This is a genomic window from Rubrivivax rivuli (assembly GCF_004016505.1).
GTDB lineage: Bacteria > Pseudomonadota > Gammaproteobacteria > Burkholderiales > Burkholderiaceae_C > Rubrivivax > Rubrivivax rivuli.
The window spans coordinates 691,072-712,097 of record NZ_SACR01000003.1; the positions used below are offsets into that span (position 1 = coordinate 691,072).

The following is a 21,026-nucleotide window of genomic DNA, read 5'->3' on the forward strand; positions in this document are numbered from 1 at the left end:
GACAAGGTGAGCACGCCCACCCCCTCCGCGCCAGCGCTGCGCAGCCCCGACGAACAGGCCCGGCTCGACGCCGCGCTGGTCGAACTCTTCGAACACAAGATCGCCTTCAACGCCGTGCTGGGCCTGAAGGTGGAGAGCGTGCAACCTGGCGACGTGCGCGCGCGCTTCGACATGCGGCCCGAACTCGTGGGCCACTACAGCTACGGCCGCCTGCACGGCGGCGTGATCTCGGCCATGCTGGATGCCATGGGCGGGCTGGCGCTGATGGTGGGCATCGCCGAGCGCCACCCTCACGACAACATGCTGCAGGTGATGCAGCGCTTCTCGAAGATGGGCACCATCGACCTGCGCGTCGACTTCCTGCGCCAGGGCCTGGGCCGGCACTTCGTGGCGACGGCCGAGGTCACGCGCCTGGGCGGGCGCATCGGCAGCACGCAGATGCGCCTGGTCAACGACGAGGGCACCCTCATCGCCACCGGCGCCGCCGCCTACGTGGTGGCCTGAAGCACGCGCGGCCGCGGGGCCGCTTCACGGATCGGCAGGTGGATCAAGGCCGCGGCGAAGGCCAGCGCCGCATCGGCCCACAGCACCAGGTCGTAGGCCTGCGTGGCGGCGAACACCTGCCCGCCCAGCCAGGCGCCGAGAAAGCCGCCGATCTGGTGCGTGAGCATCACCACGCCGAAGAGCATGGCCATGTTGGCCGGCCCGAAGAACTTGGCCACCAGCCCGGCCGTGGGCGGCACGGTGCTGAGGAAGGTGACGCCCATCACGGCCGAGAACACCAGCATCACCAGCGCCGTCTTGGGCGCCAGCAGGAAGAGCAGCACCGCCACGCCACGCACCGTGTACACCAGCGCCAGCAGCGACTTCATGCGCCAGCGGCCCACGGCCCAGCCCATGGCCAGGCTGCCGACGATGTTGAAGAGCCCCAGCAATGCAAGAGACCACGCCGCCACCTGCGTGGACAGCCCGCACTGCGCCACCAGGCCCGGCAGGTGCGTGGCAAGAAAGGCGACATGGAAGCCGGAGACGAAGAAGCCTGCGGCCAGCAGCCGGAAACCCGGCAAGGCCAGCGCCTGCCGCAAGGCCTGCTTCACCGGCAACGGCGGCGCCACGGGCGCCGAGCCCGCCGGCGCCGCGGTGCCACGCAGCACCCAGGCGGCCGGCAGCGCGAGCAGCACCAGCAGGCCCATCAGCTGCATGGCCGACATCCAGCCCACGCTGGTGATGAGCAGCGCCGCCACCGGCGCCAGCGCGAACTGGCCGAAGGAGCCGCCCGCGTTCACCACCCCGGTGGCGAGGCCGCGCTTGTCGGCCGGCACCAGGCGTGTGGTGGCCGCCATCAGCACCGAGGGCCCGGCCATGCCGGCGCCGCCCGCGCTGAGCACACCGATGGCGAAGATCAGACCCGCCGTGGTGCTCATCAGCGGCGTGAGGAAGGTGCCCAGCGCCACCAGGCAGCAGCCCACCACCAGCACGGGCGCGGCGCCGTGACGATCGGCCAGCGCGCCGGCAAAAGGCTGCGTGAGGCCCCACCACAGCTGACCGAAGGCGAAAGCCAGGCTGATGCTGGCAATGCCCAGGCCGGTGGCGGTGTTGAGGTTGCCTAGGAAGAGCCCCATGGTCTGGCGCGTGCCCATGGTCAGCGCGAAGGTGCCGGCCGCGGCCAGCAGCACCAGCGCCAGGGCGGGTTGCCAGCGGCGATCAGCGTTCATCGGGGTCCTCCTCGTCGGCGGCCAGCAGCAGCGCCGTGCATTCGTCGAGCAGGGCGTGCAGCGCCACCACGCGCGCCGGGCCCAGGGTCTGGTTGATGCGTTCCTGCGATTGCCGCCAGCGCCGCTGCGCTTGCTCGCGCAGGGCGACGCCGGCCGGCGTGGCCACCACCAGGCGGCTGCGTGCGTCGGGGCCGGCATTCAGCAGCACCCAGCCGGCTTCGATCAGGGGGCGCAGGTTGCGTGTGAGGGTGGAAGCGTCGAGCCCCAGGGCCCGCGCCAGGGCGCCGGGCTGCAGCGGACCGAGCTTGACCACATGCGAGAGCAAGGCGTACTGCGAACCCTTGAGGCCGAGGCTGCGCACGTCCTCGTCGTACCAGCGCGAAACGGCGCGGCTGAGCCGGCGCAGTTTGAGGTTCGTGCAGCCGCGGGGGGCCGGCGCAGCCTCGGCAAGGGTCGGCGCCGCGGCGTGGGTGTGGCGGTGGAGGCTGGGCATGGTCCATCAATTGTATCTACAATGATTGCATCTGCAACTGTTGATGTTCGATCATGAGCTACCACTCCCCTCTCGACAGCGCCGCCGCCTGGCGCGACCAGGAAGCCCAGGTGCGCGCCCGCCTGGCGGCCGGCCCCGGCCCGGGCGTCGCCAGGCGCGAACAGGTGGCCGGCCTGACGGGCCTGCAGCAGATGCAGGCGGCACTGGAGGGCGAGTTGCCGCACGCCAGCATCGGCCGCACGATGAACTTCGTGATCATCGACATTGCGCCTGGCCGCGCCGTGTTCCAGGGCACGCCGACGCAGGCGCACCTCAACCCCATGGGCACGGTGCACGGCGGCTGGTACGCCACGCTGCTGGACAGTGCCGTGGGTTGCGCCGTGCACACCATGATGCCGGTGGGCCGCGCCTACACCACGGCCGAGCTCAGCGTGAACCTGGTGCGGGGCGCCACGCCGGACGGCGAACCGCTGCGCGCCATCGGACAGGTGATCCACTGCGGGCGTCAGCTCGCCACGGCCGAGGGGCGCATCGTCGACGCCAGCGGCAAGGTCTACGCGCACGCCACCACCACCTGCCTGGTGTTCGACCTGCCGAAGCCGGCCTGAGGCCCGGCGGCTTTCCAGCCCCACGGGCGGCTGGCCCCCTTGCAGCCCGGCGGGGCAACCCCATCTGGCAGCATCCGGGCCTTGCCCGCTGCCCGCGCCGTGCCGCCTGCACCATGACCCTGCCCGCCTTCCTGAAGAGCCGCCCCCTGGCCCTGGCCGCCGCTGCACTGGCCGGCGCGGCTGCAGCCTTCCTGGCTGTGCCCTCGCTGGTGCAGAGCAAGGCCGACGTGGCACCGCGCGCCGTCACGCCCCGCGGCCCGCTGGGCGCCGACGAGCTGTCCAACATCGAGATCTTCAAGAAGACCTCGCCCAGCGTGGTGCACATCACCAGCCTGGGCGTGCAGCGTGACGTCTTCAGCATGAACGTGCAGCAGGTGCCGCGCGGCACGGGCACCGGCTTCGTGTGGGACGGCGAGGGCCACATCGTCACCAACTACCACGTCATCCAGGGCGCGAACGCGGCCCGCGTGACGCTGGCCGACCAGAGCAGCTACGACGCCAGGCTCGTGGGCCAGTTCCCGGACCGCGACCTCGCCGTGCTGCGCATCGACGCGCCGAAGGAGAAGCTGCCCCCCATCGCCATGGGCAGCAGCCGCGAGCTGCTCGTGGGCCAGCGCGTCTACGCCATCGGCAACCCGTTCGGCCTGGACCAGACGCTCACCATCGGCGTCATCAGCGCGCTGAACCGCGAGATCGAGAGCTTCAACAACCGCAGCATCCGCGGCGTGATCCAGACCGACGCGGCCATCAACCCCGGCAACTCGGGCGGCCCGCTGCTCGATTCGGCCGGGCGCCTGATCGGCGTGAACACGCAGATCGCCAGCCCCAGCGGCGCCAGCGCCGGCATCGGCTTCGCCATCCCGGCCGACGAGGTGAATCGCATCGTGCCGCGGCTGATCCGCGACGGGCGTTTCGTGCGGCCGGCCATCGGCGTCTCGGCCGGGCCGCCCAACCTGCAGCGCGCGCTGAAGCTGCCGCAGGGCGTGGTGATCGTGCAGGTGGGCAACGGCTCGCCGGCAGCCAAGGCCGGGCTGCAGCCCTTCCGGCGCGGCAACCGCGGCGAGGTGGTGGGTGGCGACGTCATCACTGCCATCAACGACGAGCCGGTGAAAGACCTGGACGACATGCTCAGCGTGCTGGAGCGTCGCCAGCCAGGCGAGACCGTGGCGCTGACCGTGTGGCGCGACGGCCGCACGCGCAAGCAGAACCTGGTGCTGGCCGCACCGGAGTAACCCAGCGCTGCTCTGACAGAAAACGCGGGCCGACCCGACTGATGGGCCTGACGCCCGGCGCCGCCGCGCGCAGTTTGCTTGAAGGACCCGACATGACCCGCCGCCATTGGATGAACCTGCTGCGCACCTGGGGCCTGGGCGCTGGCGCGGCCACGGCCGCGGGCAGCGCCAGCGTGGCCGCGCCCGCGGCACCTGCAGCGGCCCCTGCGCGCAGCGACCGCGTGCAACTCAGCGCAGCCGAATGGCGCCAACGCCTGAACGCCGCGCAGTTCGACGTGCTGCGCGAGGAGGGCACCGAGCCCCCGCACAGCAGCCCGCTGAACGCGGAGAAGCGCGCCGGCACCTACCAGTGCGCCGGCTGCGCGCTGCCGCTCTTCAGCAGCAGCGCGAAGTACGAAAGCGGCACCGGCTGGCCGAGCTTCCACACCCCGCTGCCGCAGGCGCTGGGCATGCGCACCGACTACAAGCTGCTCTTGCCGCGCACCGAGTACCACTGCGCGCGCTGCGGCGGGCACCAGGGCCATGTCTTCAGCGACGGCCCGCGCCCCAGCGGCCTGCGCTATTGCAACAACGGCGTGGCGCTGCGTTTCGTGCCGGAGGCGGCATGAAGGCGCACCGCTGGCCGAGGGCGGCCTGGGCTGCCGCAGCCGCCGCCGCACTGCTGCTGGGCGGCATGGCCAGCTGGGTGGCCGCGCAGGGCCGGGAGCCGGCCCCGCCCGCCGCCGATGCCCAGCCGGCCGTGCCTGCGGGCCTGGCGGTGGCCACCTTCGCCGGGGGCTGCTTCTGGTGCGTGGAGGCCGATTTCGACAAGGTGCCTGGCGTGGTGTCCACCACCTCGGGCTACACCGGTGGCACGGTGGCGCGGCCCCGCTACGAAGACGTGGCGGCACAGCGCACAGGCCATGCCGAGGTGGTGCGCATCGTCTTCGACCCGCGCCAGGTGCGCTACGAGCAACTGCTGGTCGTCTACTGGCGCAGCATCGACCCGACGACGAAAGACCGCCAGTTCTGTGATGCGGGCAGCCCCTACCGCACGGCCATCTTCACGCACGACGCGGCGCAGGCCGCCGCCGCGCAGGCCTCGCTGCAGGCGCTGCAGAAGGACAAGCCCTTCGCCGCGCCCATCGTCACCACCATCGAGCCCGCAGGCGCCTTCTACGAGGCTGAGGACTACCACCAGGACTACTACAAGAAGAACCCGGTGCGTTACCGGTACTACCGGGCCAGCTGCGGCCGAGACGCCCGGCTGAAGGAGCTCTGGGGCGCGCAGCGTTGAAGGGCCGGACCGCCCGCTTCAGCGGCGGGCCGGTGCGGGCTTCTTCGCAGCTGCTTTCCTGGCAGGCGCCTTCTTGGCAGGCGTCTTTTTGGCAGGCGCCTTCTTGGCGGCCGCCTTCGTGGGCTTCACGGCCTTCTTGGCCACCGCCTTCTTGGCGGGCGCCTTCTTGACGGCGGCCTTCTTGGGCCGGTCGCCTTCGGGCGCCTCGGGCACCGGCAGCACTTCCATCTTTTCCGCGCGGCCGCGCGTCACCAGGCCCAGCTCGCCCGCGGCGCGCCAGTCTTCGCCGAGGAACATCGCGCGCTCGGCACGCCGGCGCCGCGTGAGGCCGCGCAGTGCGGTCAGCACGCCCTTCACGCGCGCCTTGTCCCACACCAGAAACTGCTCGGCCGCCGCCGCGATGTCGCCCTGGTTCAGGCGGCGCAGCAGCGTCGACGCCGCGAGATTGCCTTCACCGATGTTGTAGAGCAGCGCGATCAGCGCGCCGAACTGGCCGTCGTTCAACGGCACCTTGCACAAGCGCGACACGACGGCAGCGCGTGGAATCAGATCGCCGGCCAGCAGCGCCTCGGCCTGCGCGCGCGTGATGCCGCCCGGGTACAACGCCTTGGCCCGCGCGCGGTTGGCGCTGCCCTTGAGCTGCACGCCGCCTTCGGTGATGGCGTGGCCCCAGCCGATGGTCCACACATCCGCCGGGCAGAGGTAGGGGTCGATGAGCACGGTGCTCGGGTCGCCATCGGGGATGCCCTCGAAGGCCTTGATGAGATCGACAGCCTGGGCAGGCACGTCACGCAAGGGGGCACGCTGGACGCTGGGCATGGGGCTCTCCGGCTGGGCGATGAAAGGACCGGTCCAGTATCCGGCGTGCATCGGCCGGCTTCCATCCCCACAACCTGCGGGCCGTGCCTCGGCAGAGGTTCAGCCTCCGGCGGCCGCCTCCACCACCATCTGCACGCGCTGGCGGCCGTTCCATTCGTCCAGGCTCAGGCGGAAGGCCAGGCGCGCGCTGTCGGGCAGCAGTTCGGTGCGGCCGAACCAGATGGCGTCGCGCTCCTGCCCGGCGTGGCGCAGGCGCAGCTTGAGGTGCTTGTCCTGGAGCAAGCGCTGCTGCACCACCTGCACCTCGTCACAGAAGAGCGGCGCTTCGAAACCCTGGCCCCAGACCTGCGCGTCGAGCACGGCCACGGTCTGCGGGTTGAACCACTCCACGGCCAGAGGGCCGTCGGTGCGCAGCGTGCGCGTGAGCGTGGCGCGGTCCAGCCACTCTTCGGCCACACGCTGCAGCGCGGCGCCGAAGCGGCGCACGGCGGCATCGCTCGGGTCTTGTTCGTCGTCGGCCAGCGTGCACCCGGCGGCCATGGCGTGGCCACCGAAACGCAGCAGCAGCCCGGGCTCGCGCTTGGCCACCAGGTCCAGCGCATCGCGCAGGTGGAAGCCCGGGATGCTGCGGCCCGAGCCCTTCAGCCGCCCGTCAGCGCCACGCGCAAACACAAAGGTCGGCCGGTGCAGCCGGTCCTTCACGCGGCCGGCGACGATGCCGACCACCCCTTCATGGAAGGTCTCGTCGAACAGCGTCACGGCCGGCGGCGTGGCGGTGGTGCCGGCGGCATCGGTGTCGAAGGTGGCCAGCGTGCGTTCGGCCAGCTCGCGCATGCCGCTTTCCACCTCGCGGCGTTCGCGGTTGATGGCGTCGAGCTGCTGGGCCAGTTCGGCGGCGCGCACCGCGTCATCGGTCAACAGGCATTCGATGCCCAGCGTCATGTCGGCCAAGCGGCCCGCCGCGTTGATGCGCGGGCCCAGAGCGAAGCCGAAATCGAACCCCGCCGCGCGGGCCGGCTCGCGGCCTGCGGCCTTGAACAAAGCCGCGATGCCGGGCTGCATGCGCCCGCTGCGGATGCGCTTCAGGCCCTGCGCCACCAGGCGGCGGTTGTTGGCGTCGAGCTTCACCACGTCGGCCACGGTGCCCAGGGCCACCAGGTCGAGAAGGCTGTCCAGGCGCGGCTGCTCGCGGCCTTCATAAACGCCCTGGGCACGCTGCTCGGCGCGCGTGGCCAGCAGCACATAGAACATCACGCCGACACCGGCGATGGCCTTGCTCTCGAAGCCGCAGCCCGGCTGGTTGGGGTTGGCGATGACGTCGGCGTCGGGCAGCGAGACCACGCCGTCGACGACGGCCGGCAGGTGGTGGTCGGTCACCAGCACCTGCATGCCGGCGGCGCGCGCATGCGCCACGCCGGCGTGGCTGGCGATGCCGTTGTCCACCGTCACCAGCACTTCGGGGGCGAGGCCGCCGCTCCGGAAGGCCTGGGCGCGCGCCAAGTCCACGATGGCCGGCGTGAGACCGTAGCCGTGCACGGCGCGGTCGGGCACCACGTAGGCCAGTTCGCTGCGCTGCGCGCCCAGCAGCGCCAGGCCGCGCAAGGCCACGGCGCAGGCGGTGGCGCCGTCGCAGTCGTAATCGGCCACCACGCAGAGGCGGCGGCGCTCGGCAATGGCCCGCGCCAGCAGGCGGCCGGCCTCCACAGCGCCCTTCATCGTGGCCGGCGGCAGCAGGCGGGCCAGGCTGTCGTCCAGCTCTTCAGGCTGGCGCACACCCCGCGCGGCCAGCAGGCGGGCCAGCAGCGGATGCACGCCGGCCTGTTCCAGCGCATAGGCCGCGCGCGGCGGCGCTTCGCGTTGCACCAGGGCGGGTGATGCGGTCGGCGCGGTCACAGCGTCTCCAGCACGCTGAGGGGCGTGGGCGGGCTGAAGCGGCGGCGCAGGCGCGGCCACCAGCCGCCGCCGGCCGCGCCGTGGTTCTCCAGCCGCACCCAGGCGTTTTCGCCACACAGTGTCAGGGCCACGGGTTCGCCCTGTTCGGCGCGGCGCTGCAGGCCGGCGATGGGGCCCTCGTCCAGCGTCGCCCAGGCCTGGCACCAGGCCGGCCAGTTGTCGGCCAGGGCCGGGCCGCGCAGCCGCTCGTCGACGGTGGGCAGGTTCGGCGCCTCGGGCTGGGCCACGCCACAGCCGCTGAGCCAGAAGCTGTTGACGGGCAAGAGGCCGCGCGCCGCGCGCTCGTCGTTCAGCGGGTGCGTGTACAGCAGCATCTGCACCTCGCTCTGCAGGCGGCGCATGCGGCGGGCCTCGGGCGCGGCACCCAGCCAGGCGTCGACGTTGCGGCCGATCGCGCGGTCGATGGAGGCGGTGGGCAGGCCGGCCAGGCTCTCGTGCGCCAGGTACCAGCGGCTGGCGTGGCCGTAGTGCAGCGCGTAGCCCTCGCTGGTGAAGAGCGGGCTCACCGCTTCGAAAAAGGCGCGCGAGGCGCTGTCGTCCAGCATCAGCCCTGCGGGGTCGATCAGGCTGACCTGCTCGGTACCCAGGTGCCAGTGTGCGGGCGTGAGCAGGCCCCAGGCGAGATCGGCGGTGTCGATGCCATCGGCCCGCGCCGCGCGCGCGGCCCAGGGCAGCAGGCCGGCACCGCCCTGCCAGCCGAGGGCCAGGGCCAGGGCGCGTTCGTGCGGGGGCGAGAAATTCCAGGCATCGGCGCTGTCGCGCTGCACCTCGGCACAGCGGCCCAGCAGCGCCTGCAGGTGGGGCAGCGGCAGCGTGGCCGCGGCCTGGCGGCCCGCCTCGGACAGCGGCGCCGCGAAGGGGATCAACAGGTGCATGCCCGCATTATCCGGGCCGCCCTGCCCTGGCCTTGCGCGCATCCGGCCCTTGGGCGTGAGCACGGAGCCTGCGACCACCCCTCGGCTAGCATGCACGCCCCATGACCCCCCTGCGCCATGAACCTTCCTTTTGAGTGGCAGATCGGCTGGCGCTACACACGCGCCGGCCGCGCCGGGCGCCGCAACGGCTTCATCAGCTTCATCAGCTTCGTCTCGATGCTTGGCATCGCCCTGGGCGTCGCGGCGCTCATCATCGTGCTGAGCGTGATGAACGGCTTCCAGAAGGAAGTGCGCGACCGCATGCTGAGCATCATTCCGCACGTCGAGCTGATGGACATCGCCGGCAACGGCCTGGCCGACTGGCAAGCCGTGGCGAACAAGGCCCGCGAGGACAAGCGCGTCATCGGCGCGGCGCCCTACGTCAGTACACAAGCCCTGGTGGGCCGCGGCGAAGAGATGCGTGGCGCGGTGATCCGCGGCGTAGAACCCGGCGTCGAAGGCCAGGTCACCGATATCGGCCGCACCGAAGCCGCCACGCTGGCACGCCTGCAGCCCGGCGCCTGGAACGTTGTGATGGGGGCCGAGATGGCGCGCCTGCTGCGGGCGCGCATCGGCGACAAGGTCACCGTGGTGGCGCCTGGCGGTCAGGTCACGCCCGCGGGCGTGGTGCCGCGCCTGAAGCAGGTCACGCTGGTGGGCACTTTCGAATCGGGCCACTACGAGTACGACAGCGCCATGGCGCTGCTGCACATCGAAGACGCGCAGCGCCTCTTCCAGCTGGCCGGCCCCAGCGGCGTGCAGCTGCGCCTGGCCGACGTGCAGAGCGCGCGCACCGTGGCCGGTGAGATCGCGCTGCGCATGGGCGGCGAGGTGCTGGTGCGCGACTGGACACGCACCAACCGCAACTGGTTCGACGCCGTGCAGATCGAGAAGCGGCTGATGTTCATCATCCTCACGCTCATCGTCGCGGTGGCGGCCTTCAACCTGGTGAGCACGCTGGTGATGACGGTGACCGACAAGCGCGCCGACATCGCCATCCTGCGCACCCTGGGCGCCAGCCCGGGCAGCATCATGGGCGTGTTCATGGTGCAGGGTGCAACCAGCGGCGTCATCGGCACCTTGGGCGGCAGCCTGCTGGGGCTGCTGGTGGCCTACAACGTCGACGTCATCGTGCCGGCCATCGAGCAGGCCTTGGGCATGGCCTTCCTGCCGGGCAGCATCTACGTCATCAGCCGCATGCCGAGTGAACCGATGGCCGCCGACATCGTGCCGGTGCTGGTGATCTCGCTGTTGCTGTCCTTCGTGGCGACCATCTACCCGAGCTGGCGCGCGAGCCGCGTGAACCCGGCGGAGGCGCTGCGTTATGAGTGAGCATGTCGTGTTGCAGGCCACCGCCCTGCACAAGCGCTACACCGAAGGACACGGCGACGACGCGCTCGACGTGCACGTGCTGCGCGGCGTGAGCCTCACGGTGCGGCGCGGGCAGACGCTGGCCATCGTCGGTGCCTCGGGCTCGGGCAAGAGCACGCTGCTGCACCTGCTGGGCGGGCTGGACGCGCCCACCGAAGGCCGCGTCGAACTGATGGGCCGCGATCTCGCCGAGATGAACCCGGCCGAACAAGGCCGCTGGCGCAACCAGCACCTGGGCTTCGTCTACCAGTTCCACCACCTGCTGCCCGAGTTCAGCGCGCTGGACAACGTGGCCATGCCGCTGCGCATCCGCCGCCTGCCGCAGGTGCAGGCGCGTCAACGTGCGCAGGCCATGCTGGCGCGCGTGGGCCTGGCGGCGCGCACGGCGCACCACCCCTCGCAGCTCTCGGGCGGGGAACGCCAGCGCGTGGCCATCGCGCGGGCCCTGGTCACGCAGCCGGCCTGCGTGCTGGCCGACGAGCCCACCGGCAACCTCGACCGCGGCACCGCCGACGGCGTCTTTCAGCTGATGATGGAACTGGCGCGTGAGCACGGCACCGCCTTCGTGGTGGTGACGCACGACCCCACGCTCGCCGCCCGCTGCGCGGAGACCCTCAACCTGTCGCGCTGAGCCCGGCTTCCTACAATGCCGGCGTGCACTTGCTCAACGCCGACCTCCACAGCCATTCCAACGTTTCAGACGGCACGCTGAGCCCCGAAGATCTGGCGCAACGTGCGCAAGAGCGCGGTGTGGAGCTCTGGGCCTTGACCGACCACGACGAACTCGGCGGCCAGCGGCGCGCGCGCGAAGCCGCGCTCGATCTCGGCATGGGCTACCTCACCGGCGTGGAGATCTCGGTGAGCTTCCTGCACCAGACCGTGCACATCGTCGGCCTGGGTTTCGACGCCGACGATGAAGCGCTGCAGGCCGGCCTGGCCGCCACGCGCGGCGGGCGCCTGCAGCGCGCGCACGAGATGGCCGCAGGGCTGGCCAAGGTGGGCATCCACGGCGCCTTCGAAGGCGCGCTGCGCTACGTGGGCAACCCCGACCTGATCTCGCGCACGCACTTCGCGCGTTTCCTCGTGGAAGCCGGCCACTGCCCCGACACCCACAGCGTCTTCCGCCGCTACCTCACCGAGGGCCTCCCGGGTTATGTGCCCACACGCTGGGCCACGCTGCGCGACGCCGTCGGCTGGATCACCGAAGCAGGCGGCATCGCCGTCATCGCGCACCCCGGACGCTACCGCTTCACGCCCACCGAGGAGTACGCGCTCTTCACCGAGTTCATCGGCCACGGCGGCCGCGGCGTGGAGGTGATGACGGGCAGCCACAGCGCGGCCGAGCACATCCGCTACGCCGACACGGCCATCGAGTTCGGCCTGCTGGCCAGCCGCGGCAGCGATTTCCACTCGCCCACCGAGAGCCGCACCGACCTGGGCGCCCTGCCCGACCTGCCCGGCCGCCTGACGCCGGTGTGGCAGGCGCTGGCCGCACGCGTGCACGGCAACGTGGGCTGACGCACACAAGGCTTCCGTAAAAACCCGAATCCGGGATAGAATCGCAGGCTGCGCCGAAAACGCTGGTTCCTCAAGAGCCTTCCGAAGCGGCCAGATCGTTCATCCCCTTCGGCCTCTTGCCACTCAAGCGCTGACTTCCAGGTCAGCACCGCGGTGCGCTTCTCACGGGTCGGCGGCGATGCCGTCGCACGACCTCCCGGTGCCCCTCTTCGTGGGCTTTCAAGCCGGGGTCCTCCAGCGACTTCACCTGCGCGGTCTTCCCTGACGGAAGCCCGCGGCGGCGCGTTTTCGCGCGCTGTTTTTCTGCGAGAGAGATGATGAGTTTCGAAGCCCTGAACCTGAACGAACTGCTGGTGCGTGCCCTGAGCGCCGCCGGTTACACCGAACCCACCTCGGTGCAAGCCGAAGCCATTCCGCCCGCGCTGGCCTGCCGCGACCTGATGGTCAGCAGCCGCACCGGCAGCGGCAAGACCGCCAGCTTCATGCTGCCCGCGCTGATGCGCGTGCTGGCCGCCCGCGACAAGGCCGCCGCCGAGCGCAAGGCCGCCCCGCCGGTGGAAGCCGCGCCGGAACGTGCCGAGCGCCCTGACCGCGGCCCGCGCGGCTTCGGCGCCCGCAACCCCGGCTTCCAGGGCGGCAAGCCCAGCGGCCCGCGCGTGCTGGTGCTGGCCCCCACGCGTGAACTGGCGCTGCAGGTGGCCAAGGCCGCCAGCGACTATGGCCGCTACGTGCCCGGCCTGCGTGTGGCCACTGTCGTCGGCGGCGTGCCTTACGGCGCGCAGCTGGCCGCACTGCGCGGCCCGCTGGACATCCTGATCGCCACCCCCGGCCGCCTGATCGACCACCTCGGTTCGGGCAAGTGCCGCCTCGACCAGATCGAGATGCTGGTGCTCGACGAAGCCGACCGCATGCTGGACATGGGCTTCATCGACGACATCCGCCTGATCACCGAAGCCACGCCGGCCCAGCGCCAGACGGTGATGTACAGCGCCACCTTCAGCGGCAACGTCGGCCGCCTGGCGCAAGACCTGCTGCGCGACCCGCAGCGCATCGAGGCCACCTCGCAGACCGAGAGCCACGCCGACATCGAGCAGCGCCTGCACTGGGCCGACGATTTCGAGCACAAGAACGCCCTGCTCGACCACATCCTCACCGAGCGTGATCTCGACCAGGCCGTGGTCTTCACCAGCACCCAGCGTGACGCCGACTGGCTGGCCGACCGCCTGCACGAGATGGGCCACAGCGTGGCCAGCCTGCACGGCGGCATGCCGCAAGGCCGCCGCAACCGCGTGCTGCAGGGCCTGCGCAGCAAGCACCTGCGTGTGCTGGTCGCCACCGACGTGGCCGCACGCGGCATCGACGTGCCGACCATCAGCCACGTCATCAACTACGGCCTGCCGATGAAGGAAGAGGACTACGTGCACCGCATCGGCCGCACCGGCCGTGCCGGCCGTTCGGGCCTGGCGGTGACGCTGGCCGAGCGCCGCGACAGCGGCATGATCCACCGCATCCAGCGCTACACCACGCAGCGCATGCCGGTGGCCGTGATCGAAGGCCTGGAGCCCAAGCGCGCCGAGCCGCCCAAACCCTTCGACCGCCCGATGCGCCCGGGTGGCAAGCCCGCCGGCAAGAGCTTCGGCCCGCGCCCGGCCGGCAAGCCTTTCAAGCCGGCTGGCAAAACCTTCAGCAAAGCGGGTCCCCGCCCGGCACGCTGAACGTCGGCCAAGGCCAAAACAAAGGCGCCCCGCGGGGCGCCTTTTTCATGGCCGCCAGGCTTCAAACACCCAGCAGGTCGACCTCGAACACGAGCGTCGCGTTCGGCGGAATCACGCCGCCGGCGCCGCGCGCGCCGTACCCCAGGTCGGCCGGGATCGTCAGCACGCGCGTGCCGCCCACCTTCATGCCCTGCACGCCTTCGTCCCAGCCCCGGATGACCTGGCCCTGGCCCAGGCCGAACATGAAGGGCTGGCCGCGGTCCTTGCTGCTGTCGAACTTCTTGCCGCGGTTGTCGGCTGCCGTCGGGTCGTACAGCCAGCCGGTGTAGTGCACGCGCACGCGCTGGCCGGCAACGGCCTCTTCGCCGCTGCCGACTACGGTGTCTTCGATCTGCAGGCCGCTGGGGGTGGTGGTCATGGTGTTCACGCAGAGTTTGCAAAGGCCGCGATGATGCCAGCCCTGGACTGCTTCAGCCGGCCCGGCGCTGGCGCACGCGCCAGCCCAGGGCCAGCAAGGCCAGGGCCCACATCGAGGCCGTGGCCGGCTCGGGCACCGCGGTGGTGAAGCCGAGCTGGTAGCTGGCCACCATCTGCAGCAGCACGGCATCGCCCGGGGCGATGCCCAGCTCGGCCGCGGCGATCTCGTCCGCACCGAACTGCATCGGGTCCTGCCCGGTCAGCGAGCCGAAGAGCGTCAGCGCGCTGAGGTAGGAGCCGTGCACGCTGGCGTGCGTGCCGTCGTTGAACCACAGGTCGATCAGGCCATCGGTGGCGGCATCGGGCGCGTACATGTCACGCGTGGCGAAGCCCGCCTGCACAGCCGTCAGAAAGGCCTGCCCCACCGGCACCACGCCCGTGATGCCGCCGCTGCCATCGGCGCCCGCAAAGGCCGCCACCGTGGCCATGGCGGCCGTCATCTCGGTGGTCATGGCCTCCAGCGTCGGGAAGTAGCTGGGCGCCGGTTCGTTGGTGTAGATCGCGTTGCCGGTGCGGGGGTCGGGGAAGGGCGAGGTGCCCGGCGGGTTGATCAGGTTGGGCCGCGCCCAGGTCTGCTGCAGGTAGACCTGGGTGGCCGCGTTGGCATTCGTGTTGGCCGGGATGTTGCGCGTGGTGTTGTTCGTGCAGAAAGATCCGCCACCGGCCGCCTGGCAGGCGGCCACGCTGCCGTGGATGGCCGTGAACATCGCCTGCTCGGTGTAGCTCAGCGCGTTGCCCTGGTGGATCCAGTCCTCGATGCGGTCGACATAGGCCTGCACCGAGGGGAAGTTCGAGGCCAGCGCCACGCCGTTGACCGTGCGCGGCCCCAGGGCCTCGTCGCTCTGCTCCTGCAGCACCACCTTGTCCCAGCGCTGGCTGCCGATGTTGCCGCGCAGGTCCCAGTTGCTGTTGGCGGTGTTGAGGAAATGCCCGCGCAGCGAAGCCGCGTTGCGCGTGGTGAGCGCCACGTCGTAGTCCAGCCCCGCCTGCACCGTCAGCTGCTTGAAGATGCCCGGCACTCCGCCCCAACCCACCGTCTGCGAATGCGGCGAGAAGGAGTTGAACTCGCGCCCGGTGGCCGGGTTGAGGATGCCCACCGGGTAGGAATTGGTGCCGGTCAGGTTGGTGAACGGCGCACCACCGGCGAAGGGCAGCGCCGGGTCGATGCCGCCGTGCAGCGGCCCTTGAGGCCGCGTGAGGTCGCGCACGTTGGCGGCGTTGTAGGTCAGCACCGGGTCGAGCCGGGCGAAGGTGTAGCTGTTGCCCACGAACAGCACCGTGGTGGGCTGCGCCCACGTGGCCTGGCTGGCGGCCAGCAAGGCCAAGGCGGGGAGGAGTTTCTTCATGCGGCAGGTCTCCAGGGCTTTGTTGTGTGCTTGGCGGCGCAAGGCCAGGTGGCCCGCCGGGTGGGGCGGATTCTTCCTCGCCAAGCCCTGCGCCGCATGCGGGCTTGCCTCAACAGACGCCGCCCGCCCGAAAGGGCAGCACTGGCGCCGGCAGCGGCGGGATCAGGCCTAGAGCCGAGGGCTTCCCCAGGCCTGGGCCCAGGCCGGCAGGGCGTGCGCGAGCCACAGCGCCGGCGTGGGCGCCTGCACCAAAGGCAGGCCCAGCACCGCCGCTGCAGACTGCAATGCGGCCACGGGGTCGTGCAGGTCCAAGGGCTTGGCACCGTTCTGCTTGCTGAGCTTGCGGCCGTCGCCCGCCAGCACCAGCGGCGTGTGCAGGTAGGCCGGCGTGGGCAGTCCCAGGGCGCGCTGCAGCAGGATCTGCCGCGCGGTGTTGTCGGCCAGGTCTTCGCCGCGCACCACGTGCGTCACGCCCTGCGCCGCGTCGTCCACGACCACGGCCAGCTGGTAGGCCCACAGGCCGTCGGCGCGGCGCAGCACGCAGTCGCCCACAGCCTGCGCCACGTCCTGCTGCTGCGCGCCCAGGCGGCGGTCTTGCCAGGCCACCACGCCTTCGGCGCGCAGCCGCCAGGCGCGGGCCGGGCGGCCGCCCAGGCCCCCGCGCTCGGGGCGGCAGGTGCCGGGGTAGACACGCTCGGCCTCGGGCGTGTGCGGCAGGCCCTGGGCCAGCCAGTAGGCATCGATGTCCTTGCGCGTGCAGGCGCAGGGATAGGCGGCAGCGCGGTCCTGCAAGCGCTGCAGCGCCTGCGCGTAGGCGGCACCGCGGGTGGACTGCCACAGCGGCGCTTCGTCGGGCACCAGCCCGCACTGCGCCAGCTGCTGCAGGATGTGCTCGGCGGCGCCCGGTACGCAACGTGGCGTGTCCACGTCTTCGATGCGCACCAGCCAACGGCCGCCGTGCGCTCGGGCATCGAGCCAGCTGGCGAGTGCGGCCACCAGCGAGCCGGCGTGCAGCGGCCCAGTGGGCGACGGTGCGAAACGGCCGCACGCGCCGCCGGTTGCGCCGCCGGTTGTGCCGCCTGTCCTCAGCACAACGGGCCGGCGTGGCGCTCCAGCAGCGCGCGCCGCGTAGTGGGGCTTTCCAGCTGCTGCAGCCACCACTGCAAGGCGCGGCCCAGGCCGGCGGTGCCGCCGCGCTCGGCGCGCCAGGCGTAGTGCATCTGCGCCACCGTGGGCGCGCGCGCCGTTTCCTTCTGCACCAGCGTGCCGGCCTCCAGGTGCGGGCGCGCCAGCGGCTCGGGGATGAAGCCACAGCCCAGGCAGCGCAGCAGGGCTTCGGCCTTCATGCGCATGTTGGGCACGGTGAGCACGTCCTGCCCCGGCAGCAGGTTGACGGTGGCCGGCGCCAGGCGCTGCGCGGTGTCGGCCACGGCCACGGCGCGGTGGTGCACGAGCTCGGCATCGGCCAGCGGGCCCTCGCGGCTGGCAAGCGGGTGATGCGGGGCCATGCAGAAGACGAAGGGCACCTCGCCCAGCAGGCGCAGCTCGATGCCACCTGGGTTGGCATGTCCCGCCGAGACCCCGATGGCCAGGTCGACCTGCCCCGTGACCAGCGCCTCCCAGGTGCCGGTGAGCACGTCGGTGCGCAGCCGGATGCGCGTGCCCGGGGCCTGGCGCTCGGTGCTGCCTTCGCGCAGCTCGCGCACGTCGCAGAAGGCCTGCACCAGCTCGAACAGGGTCGGCACCGAGAGGATGTCTTCCACGCTGATGGACAGCTGCGTCTCCCAGCCGCTGGCCACGCGGCGCACGCGGTTGGCCACGGCGTCCATCTCCTGCAGCAGGCGGCGGCCTTCCACCAGCAGCTCGGTGCCGGCGGCCGTGAGCTGGGCCTGGCGCGAGCTGCGGTCGAAGAGCAGCACGTCGAGCGCCTCTTCCAGTTGGCGCACGCTGTAGGTCAGGGCCGAGGGCACCTTGCCCAGCTCGCGCGCGGCGGCGGCAAAGCTGCCGGTGCGCGCGATGGCGTCCATCATCGCCAGGGCGTCGGGTGTGAGGGCGCTGCTGCGGTCGGGCATGGCTTCATCTTATTTGAACGGCGCCGACAAGCCCACACAGCCCGCTGCGCAGGGGCCCTCTCTACATTGGTTGCATGGCGGATCGACAGCATCTGCCGCAGCCCTGAAGGAACCCCCGACCATGATCACCCTGCGCAAGTCGGCCGAACGCGGTTATGCAGACCACGGTTGGCTCAAGAGTTTTCACAGCTTCAGCTTCGCCGACTACTACGACCCGCGCCACATGGGCGTGGGCAACCTGCGCGTCATCAACGAAGACCGCATCGCCCCGGGCACGGGCTTCGGCACGCACGGCCACCGGGACATGGAGATCGTCAGCTACGTGCTCGACGGCGCGCTCGCGCACAAGGACAGCATGGGCAATGGCGAGGCCGGTGGCGCGAACGCGGGCGTCATCCGCCCCGGCGACGTGCAGCGCATGAGCGCCGGCACGGGCGTGCGCCACAGCGAGTTCAACCATGCGCAGGACAGCGCCACGCACTTCCTGCAGATCTGGATCCTGCCGGAGAAGACGGGCATCGAGCCCGGCTACGAGCAGAAGCACTTCAGCGCCGAGAGCAAGCGCGGGCGCCTTGTCACCGTGGCCGCGCGCGACGGCCGCGACGGCGCGGTGACCCTCCACGCCGACGCAGCCATCCACGCCGGCCTCTTCACGGGCGGAGAGCGCGCTGAACTCGCGCTGAACCCACGCCGCATCACCTACGTGCACGTGGTGCGCGGCGCGCTGCGTGTCAACGACCGCGCCTTGAAGGCCGGCGATGCGGCCCGGCTCGACCAGGAAACGCAACTCGTGCTCGAAGGCGGCGAAGACGCCGAAGTGCTGGTCTTCGACCTCGCTCCCTGAACAACCCCTCACCCAACCCGAACCCTGAAGGACACCCCATGAGCCAGATCGTCATCGTTTTCCACAGCGGCTACGGCCACACCAAGAAAGTCGCCGAGGCCGTGGCCGAAGGCAGCGGCGGCACGCTGTTGGCCATCGACGCCGAAGGCAACCTGCCCGAAGGCGGCTGGGAACAGCTGCAGGCCGCCAAGACCATCGTCTTCGGCTCGCCCACCTACATGGGCAGCGTGAGCTGGCAGTTCAAGAAGTTCGCCGATGCCAGCAGCAAGGCCTGGTTCACCGGCCAGTGGAAGGACAAGCTCGCCGCCGGCTTCACCAACAGCGCCAGCATGAACGGCGACAAGCTCAGCACCCTGCACTACCTGTTCACGCTGAGCCAGCAGCACGGCATGTTCTGGGTGGGCACGGGCATGATGCCCAGCAACAGCAAGGCCGCCACGCGCAACGACCTCAACTACGTGGCCAGCAGTTCGGGCCTGATGACGACGACGCCGTCCGACGCCTCGGTCGACGAGATGGTGCCGGGCGACATCGCCACGGCCAAGGCCTTTGGCGTGCGCGTGGCAGCGGCCACGGCCAAGCTCATCTGAGGCCGGTCAGGGCGGCCCTGCGGGGCCGCCGGCCGCGGGCGCTACAGTCGCCCGCGTGGACACCTTGCTTGCGTTGTGGCGTGTGCTGCCCTGGCCCGACTGGGTGGCGCTCGGGATGTTGGCGGCCGCCTGGGTGGGCTACGCGCACTTCGCACGGGTGCGGGCCACGGCACAGCCTTCGCTGCTGGCGTTGACCAACCGCGAACGCACCCGCTGGATGCTGCAGACCACCTGGCGCGAGAACCGGGTGATCGACGGCGTGGTGGTGCAGAACCTCTCCACCAGCCCCAGCTTCTTCGCCAGCACCACCATCCTCATCATCGGCGGCCTGCTGGCCGTGCTGTCGGCCACCGACAAGGCCAGCGAGCTGGTGCGCGAGATCCCCTTTGCCGCACGCACCACGCTGCTGGTCTTCGACCTCAAGGTGGTGCTGCTGCTGGGCATCTTCGTGCACGCCTTCTTCCGCTTCACCTGGAGCCTGCGCCAGTACACCTTCGGCGCGCTGCTGGTGGCCTCGGCCCCCCCGCACGACCGCTACAACAGCGACGAAGAGCGTGAAGCCTTCGCGCTGCGCGCCGGCCGGGTGATGGGCCTGGCCGCCGAGACCTTCAACGACGGCCTGCGCGCCTACTACTTCAGCTTCGCCGCAGTGGCCTGGTTCTTCTCGCCCTGGGCCATGATCGCGGGCAGCGCCGCGGTGGTGGTCATCCTCTACCGCCGCGAGTTCCATTCCGATGTGCTGGCCGTGTTGCGCAGCGACACGCCCGGCCCCTGACGCCCTGCCCCGAGCATTCGACAAGCACCCGAACAGGAGGTTTCCCCATGCGCACCCCCACCCCCCGCCGCGCCGTGCTGGGCGCCCTGGCTGCCGCCACGCTGGCCCTGGCTGCCGGCCCGGCGCTGGCGCAGAGCAAGACGTTGAAGATCCTGGTCGGCTTCCCGGCCGGCGGCGGCACCGACGCCATCGCCCGCGTGCTGGCCGAGAAGCTGAAGGACGAGCTGAGCGTCACCGTCATCGTGGAGAACAAGCCCGGCGCCGGCGGCCAGCTGGCGGCGCAGGCGCTGAAGGCGGCACCCGCCGACGGCAGCACGCTCTTCATCACGCACGACCACACCGTGAGCGTGCTGCCGCTGGTGTCGAAGACGCCGGGCTTCGACCCCGCGAAGGACTTCACCCCCGTGGCCGGCTTTGCGAGCTTCGTCAACGGCTTCGCCGTGTCGCCGGGCACACCGGCCAAGAGCCTGGCCGAGTACGTGGCCTGGGTGAAGGCCAACGGCCAGGGCAAGGGCGTGGTGGGCGTGCCGGCGCCGGCCTCCACGCCCGAATTCATGGTCAAGCTGCTGGGCGGGCAGTACCAGCTCGATCTGGTGCCGGCGCCCTACCGCGGCAGCGCGCCCATGATGGCCGACATGCTGGGCAACCAGATCGCCGCCGGCATCGGCTCGGTGCCTGATTTCATCGAGAACCACAAGGCCGGGCGCATCCGCCTGCTGGCCGTGGGCGGCACCACGCGCCAGGCCGTGCTCCCCGACGTGCCCACGCTGGCCGAACTGGGCATGGGCGGCTTCGAGGCCCTGCCCTACTACGGCTTCTTCGCACCGGCGGGCACGCCCAAGGCCGTGGTGGACGCCTTCGGCGCGGCGCTGGCCAAGGTGCTGCAGCAAGCCGAAGTCAGAACGCGCCTCACGGCCCTGGGGCTGAGCGTGGAGTTCATGGACGCGGGCGCGCTGGCGGCACGCGAGCGCGCGTACACGAAGAGCTGGGCCGAGATCATCCGCAAGACAGGCTTCCAGCCGCTCTGAGCGGCCGAGGCACGCGCAGGCCGCCGCTCAGCGCGGCGGCGGCGGGTCCTTCATGAGCATCCACGCCGCCAGCAGGCCGAAGGCCACGTTCAGCAGCGCCACGCCACCCACCAGCAGCAAGCCCAGGGTGTTCAGCGGCAGCGCGCGCAGCGCGTAGCCGCACACCGAAGAGAGCACGTTGAACATCACCATCTGCCAGAAGAGCAGACGGCGCGGTTGCCAGAGGCGGCTGAGTTGCATGGGGCCGGTCGAAGTGCAGCTGTGGCGCGGGCGCGCAGCT

The 21,026-nt window shown here is 71.2% G+C and carries 23 protein-coding genes; 13 read left to right on the forward strand and 10 right to left on the reverse strand.

The window, feature by feature from the left end; translation table 11 throughout:
* Positions 1–6: 6 nt before the first annotated feature.
* A complete protein-coding gene (locus EOE66_RS11665) occupies positions 7–504 on the forward strand; it encodes a thioesterase family protein (protein ID WP_205702679.1) in 498 nt (165 codons plus the stop codon).
* On the opposite strand, the gene EOE66_RS11670 is transcribed toward EOE66_RS11665, so the two are convergent.
* Together EOE66_RS11670 and EOE66_RS11675 are read right to left on the reverse strand one after the other, a co-directional pair.
* Entirely contained in the window at positions 489–1,715 is a 1,227-nt protein-coding gene (locus tag EOE66_RS11670) for an MFS transporter (RefSeq protein ID WP_128228834.1), read from the reverse strand. The genes EOE66_RS11665 and EOE66_RS11670 overlap by 16 nt on opposite strands.
* Positions 1,705–2,208, reverse strand: a complete 504-nt coding sequence (locus EOE66_RS11675; RefSeq protein WP_128228835.1) for a MarR family winged helix-turn-helix transcriptional regulator — start codon at positions 2,206–2,208, stop codon at positions 1,705–1,707. Before EOE66_RS11675 ends, EOE66_RS11670 begins: the two co-directional genes overlap by 11 nt.
* A gap of 53 nt (positions 2,209–2,261) precedes the next feature.
* Here EOE66_RS11675 and EOE66_RS11680 point away from each other — a divergent pair, with 53 nt between their 5' ends.
* From EOE66_RS11680 to msrA, 4 genes are all read left to right on the forward strand, one after another.
* A complete protein-coding gene (locus EOE66_RS11680) occupies positions 2,262–2,816 on the forward strand; it encodes a PaaI family thioesterase (protein WP_128228836.1) in 555 nt (184 codons plus the stop codon).
* A 113-nt stretch (positions 2,817–2,929) separates the two neighbouring features.
* Entirely contained in the window at positions 2,930–4,048 is a 1,119-nt protein-coding gene (locus EOE66_RS11685; protein ID WP_128228837.1) for a S1C family serine protease, read from the forward strand.
* A 92-nt stretch (positions 4,049–4,140) separates the two neighbouring features.
* Positions 4,141–4,656 carry a peptide-methionine (R)-S-oxide reductase MsrB gene (msrB, locus tag EOE66_RS11690; protein ID WP_128228838.1) on the forward strand — a complete coding sequence of 172 codons (516 nt, stop codon included), beginning with the start codon at positions 4,141–4,143 and terminating at the stop codon, positions 4,654–4,656.
* The gene (gene msrA, locus EOE66_RS11695) at positions 4,653–5,324 is read left to right on the forward strand and encodes a peptide-methionine (S)-S-oxide reductase MsrA (RefSeq protein WP_205702680.1); all 672 of its coding nucleotides are present in this window, start codon (positions 4,653–4,655) and stop codon (positions 5,322–5,324) included. Before msrB ends, msrA begins: the two co-directional genes overlap by 4 nt.
* Positions 5,325–5,342: 18 nt before the next feature.
* On the opposite strand, the gene EOE66_RS11700 is transcribed toward msrA, so the two are convergent.
* The 3 genes from EOE66_RS11700 to EOE66_RS11710 form a co-directional block, all read right to left on the reverse strand.
* Positions 5,343–6,143, reverse strand: coding sequence for a lysozyme (locus EOE66_RS11700; RefSeq protein ID WP_128228839.1), 801 nt, complete (start codon positions 6,141–6,143; stop codon positions 5,343–5,345).
* A gap of 99 nt (positions 6,144–6,242) precedes the next feature.
* Positions 6,243–8,036 carry a single-stranded-DNA-specific exonuclease RecJ gene (locus EOE66_RS11705; RefSeq protein WP_245479006.1) on the reverse strand — a complete coding sequence of 598 codons (1,794 nt, stop codon included), beginning with the start codon at positions 8,034–8,036 and terminating at the stop codon, positions 6,243–6,245.
* Positions 8,033–8,971, reverse strand: a complete 939-nt coding sequence (locus tag EOE66_RS11710) for a hypothetical protein (RefSeq protein ID WP_128228840.1) — start codon at positions 8,969–8,971, stop codon at positions 8,033–8,035. The genes EOE66_RS11705 and EOE66_RS11710 overlap by 4 nt, the downstream gene beginning before the upstream one ends.
* 117 nt (positions 8,972–9,088) lie before the next feature.
* Here EOE66_RS11710 and EOE66_RS11715 point away from each other — a divergent pair, with 117 nt between their 5' ends.
* From EOE66_RS11715 to EOE66_RS11730, 4 genes are all read left to right on the forward strand, one after another.
* A complete protein-coding gene (locus tag EOE66_RS11715) occupies positions 9,089–10,342 on the forward strand; it encodes a lipoprotein-releasing ABC transporter permease subunit (protein WP_128228841.1) in 1,254 nt (417 codons plus the stop codon).
* Positions 10,335–11,012: an ABC transporter ATP-binding protein gene (locus EOE66_RS11720; protein ID WP_128228842.1), complete on the forward strand. Its 678-nt coding sequence runs from the start codon at positions 10,335–10,337 to the stop codon at positions 11,010–11,012. Before EOE66_RS11715 ends, EOE66_RS11720 begins: the two co-directional genes overlap by 8 nt.
* A 23-nt stretch (positions 11,013–11,035) precedes the next feature.
* Positions 11,036–11,899, forward strand: coding sequence for a 3',5'-nucleoside bisphosphate phosphatase (locus tag EOE66_RS11725; protein WP_128228843.1), 864 nt, complete (start codon positions 11,036–11,038; stop codon positions 11,897–11,899).
* A 317-nt stretch (positions 11,900–12,216) separates the two neighbouring features.
* A complete protein-coding gene (locus EOE66_RS11730; RefSeq protein ID WP_128228844.1) occupies positions 12,217–13,614 on the forward strand; it encodes a DEAD/DEAH box helicase in 1,398 nt (465 codons plus the stop codon).
* A gap of 61 nt (positions 13,615–13,675) precedes the next feature.
* Here the strand turns inward: EOE66_RS11730 and EOE66_RS11735 are convergent, their stop codons facing one another.
* The 4 genes from EOE66_RS11735 to EOE66_RS11750 all read right to left on the reverse strand — a co-directional run bounded on the left by EOE66_RS11735 (position 13,676) and on the right by EOE66_RS11750 (position 17,509).
* On the reverse strand, positions 13,676–14,032 hold the full coding sequence (locus EOE66_RS11735) for an FKBP-type peptidyl-prolyl cis-trans isomerase (RefSeq protein WP_128228845.1): 357 nt from the start codon (positions 14,030–14,032) through the stop codon (positions 13,676–13,678).
* A gap of 52 nt (positions 14,033–14,084) precedes the next feature.
* On the reverse strand, positions 14,085–15,437 hold the full coding sequence (locus EOE66_RS11740) for a PEP-CTERM sorting domain-containing protein (protein WP_128228846.1): 1,353 nt from the start codon (positions 15,435–15,437) through the stop codon (positions 14,085–14,087).
* Between the two features lie 168 nt (positions 15,438–15,605).
* Positions 15,606–16,526, reverse strand: a complete 921-nt coding sequence (gene gluQRS, locus EOE66_RS11745) for a tRNA glutamyl-Q(34) synthetase GluQRS (RefSeq protein WP_205702689.1) — start codon at positions 16,524–16,526, stop codon at positions 15,606–15,608.
* Positions 16,523–17,509 (reverse strand): LysR substrate-binding domain-containing protein, encoded by a 987-nt coding sequence (locus EOE66_RS11750; protein ID WP_128228848.1) that lies wholly within the window; start codon positions 17,507–17,509, stop codon positions 16,523–16,525. Before EOE66_RS11750 ends, gluQRS begins: the two co-directional genes overlap by 4 nt.
* A gap of 121 nt (positions 17,510–17,630) precedes the next feature.
* Here EOE66_RS11750 and EOE66_RS11755 point away from each other — a divergent pair, with 121 nt between their 5' ends.
* The 4 genes from EOE66_RS11755 to EOE66_RS11770 are packed head-to-tail and all read left to right on the forward strand — an operon-like array spanning position 17,631 to position 20,746.
* Positions 17,631–18,353, forward strand: a complete 723-nt coding sequence (locus tag EOE66_RS11755; protein ID WP_128228849.1) for a pirin family protein — start codon at positions 17,631–17,633, stop codon at positions 18,351–18,353.
* Positions 18,354–18,391: 38 nt separating this feature from the next.
* Positions 18,392–18,943: a flavodoxin family protein gene (locus EOE66_RS11760; protein WP_128228850.1), complete on the forward strand. Its 552-nt coding sequence runs from the start codon at positions 18,392–18,394 to the stop codon at positions 18,941–18,943.
* Positions 18,944–18,998: 55 nt separating this feature from the next.
* Entirely contained in the window at positions 18,999–19,718 is a 720-nt protein-coding gene (locus EOE66_RS11765; protein WP_128228851.1) for a DUF599 domain-containing protein, read from the forward strand.
* Positions 19,719–19,765: 47 nt separating this feature from the next.
* Positions 19,766–20,746, forward strand: coding sequence for a Bug family tripartite tricarboxylate transporter substrate binding protein (locus EOE66_RS11770; RefSeq protein WP_128228852.1), 981 nt, complete (start codon positions 19,766–19,768; stop codon positions 20,744–20,746).
* 27 nt (positions 20,747–20,773) lie between these two features.
* Here the strand turns inward: EOE66_RS11770 and EOE66_RS11775 are convergent, their stop codons facing one another.
* On the reverse strand, positions 20,774–20,986 hold the full coding sequence (locus tag EOE66_RS11775) for a hypothetical protein (RefSeq protein WP_128228853.1): 213 nt from the start codon (positions 20,984–20,986) through the stop codon (positions 20,774–20,776).
* Between the last annotated feature and the right edge of the window lie 40 nt (positions 20,987–21,026).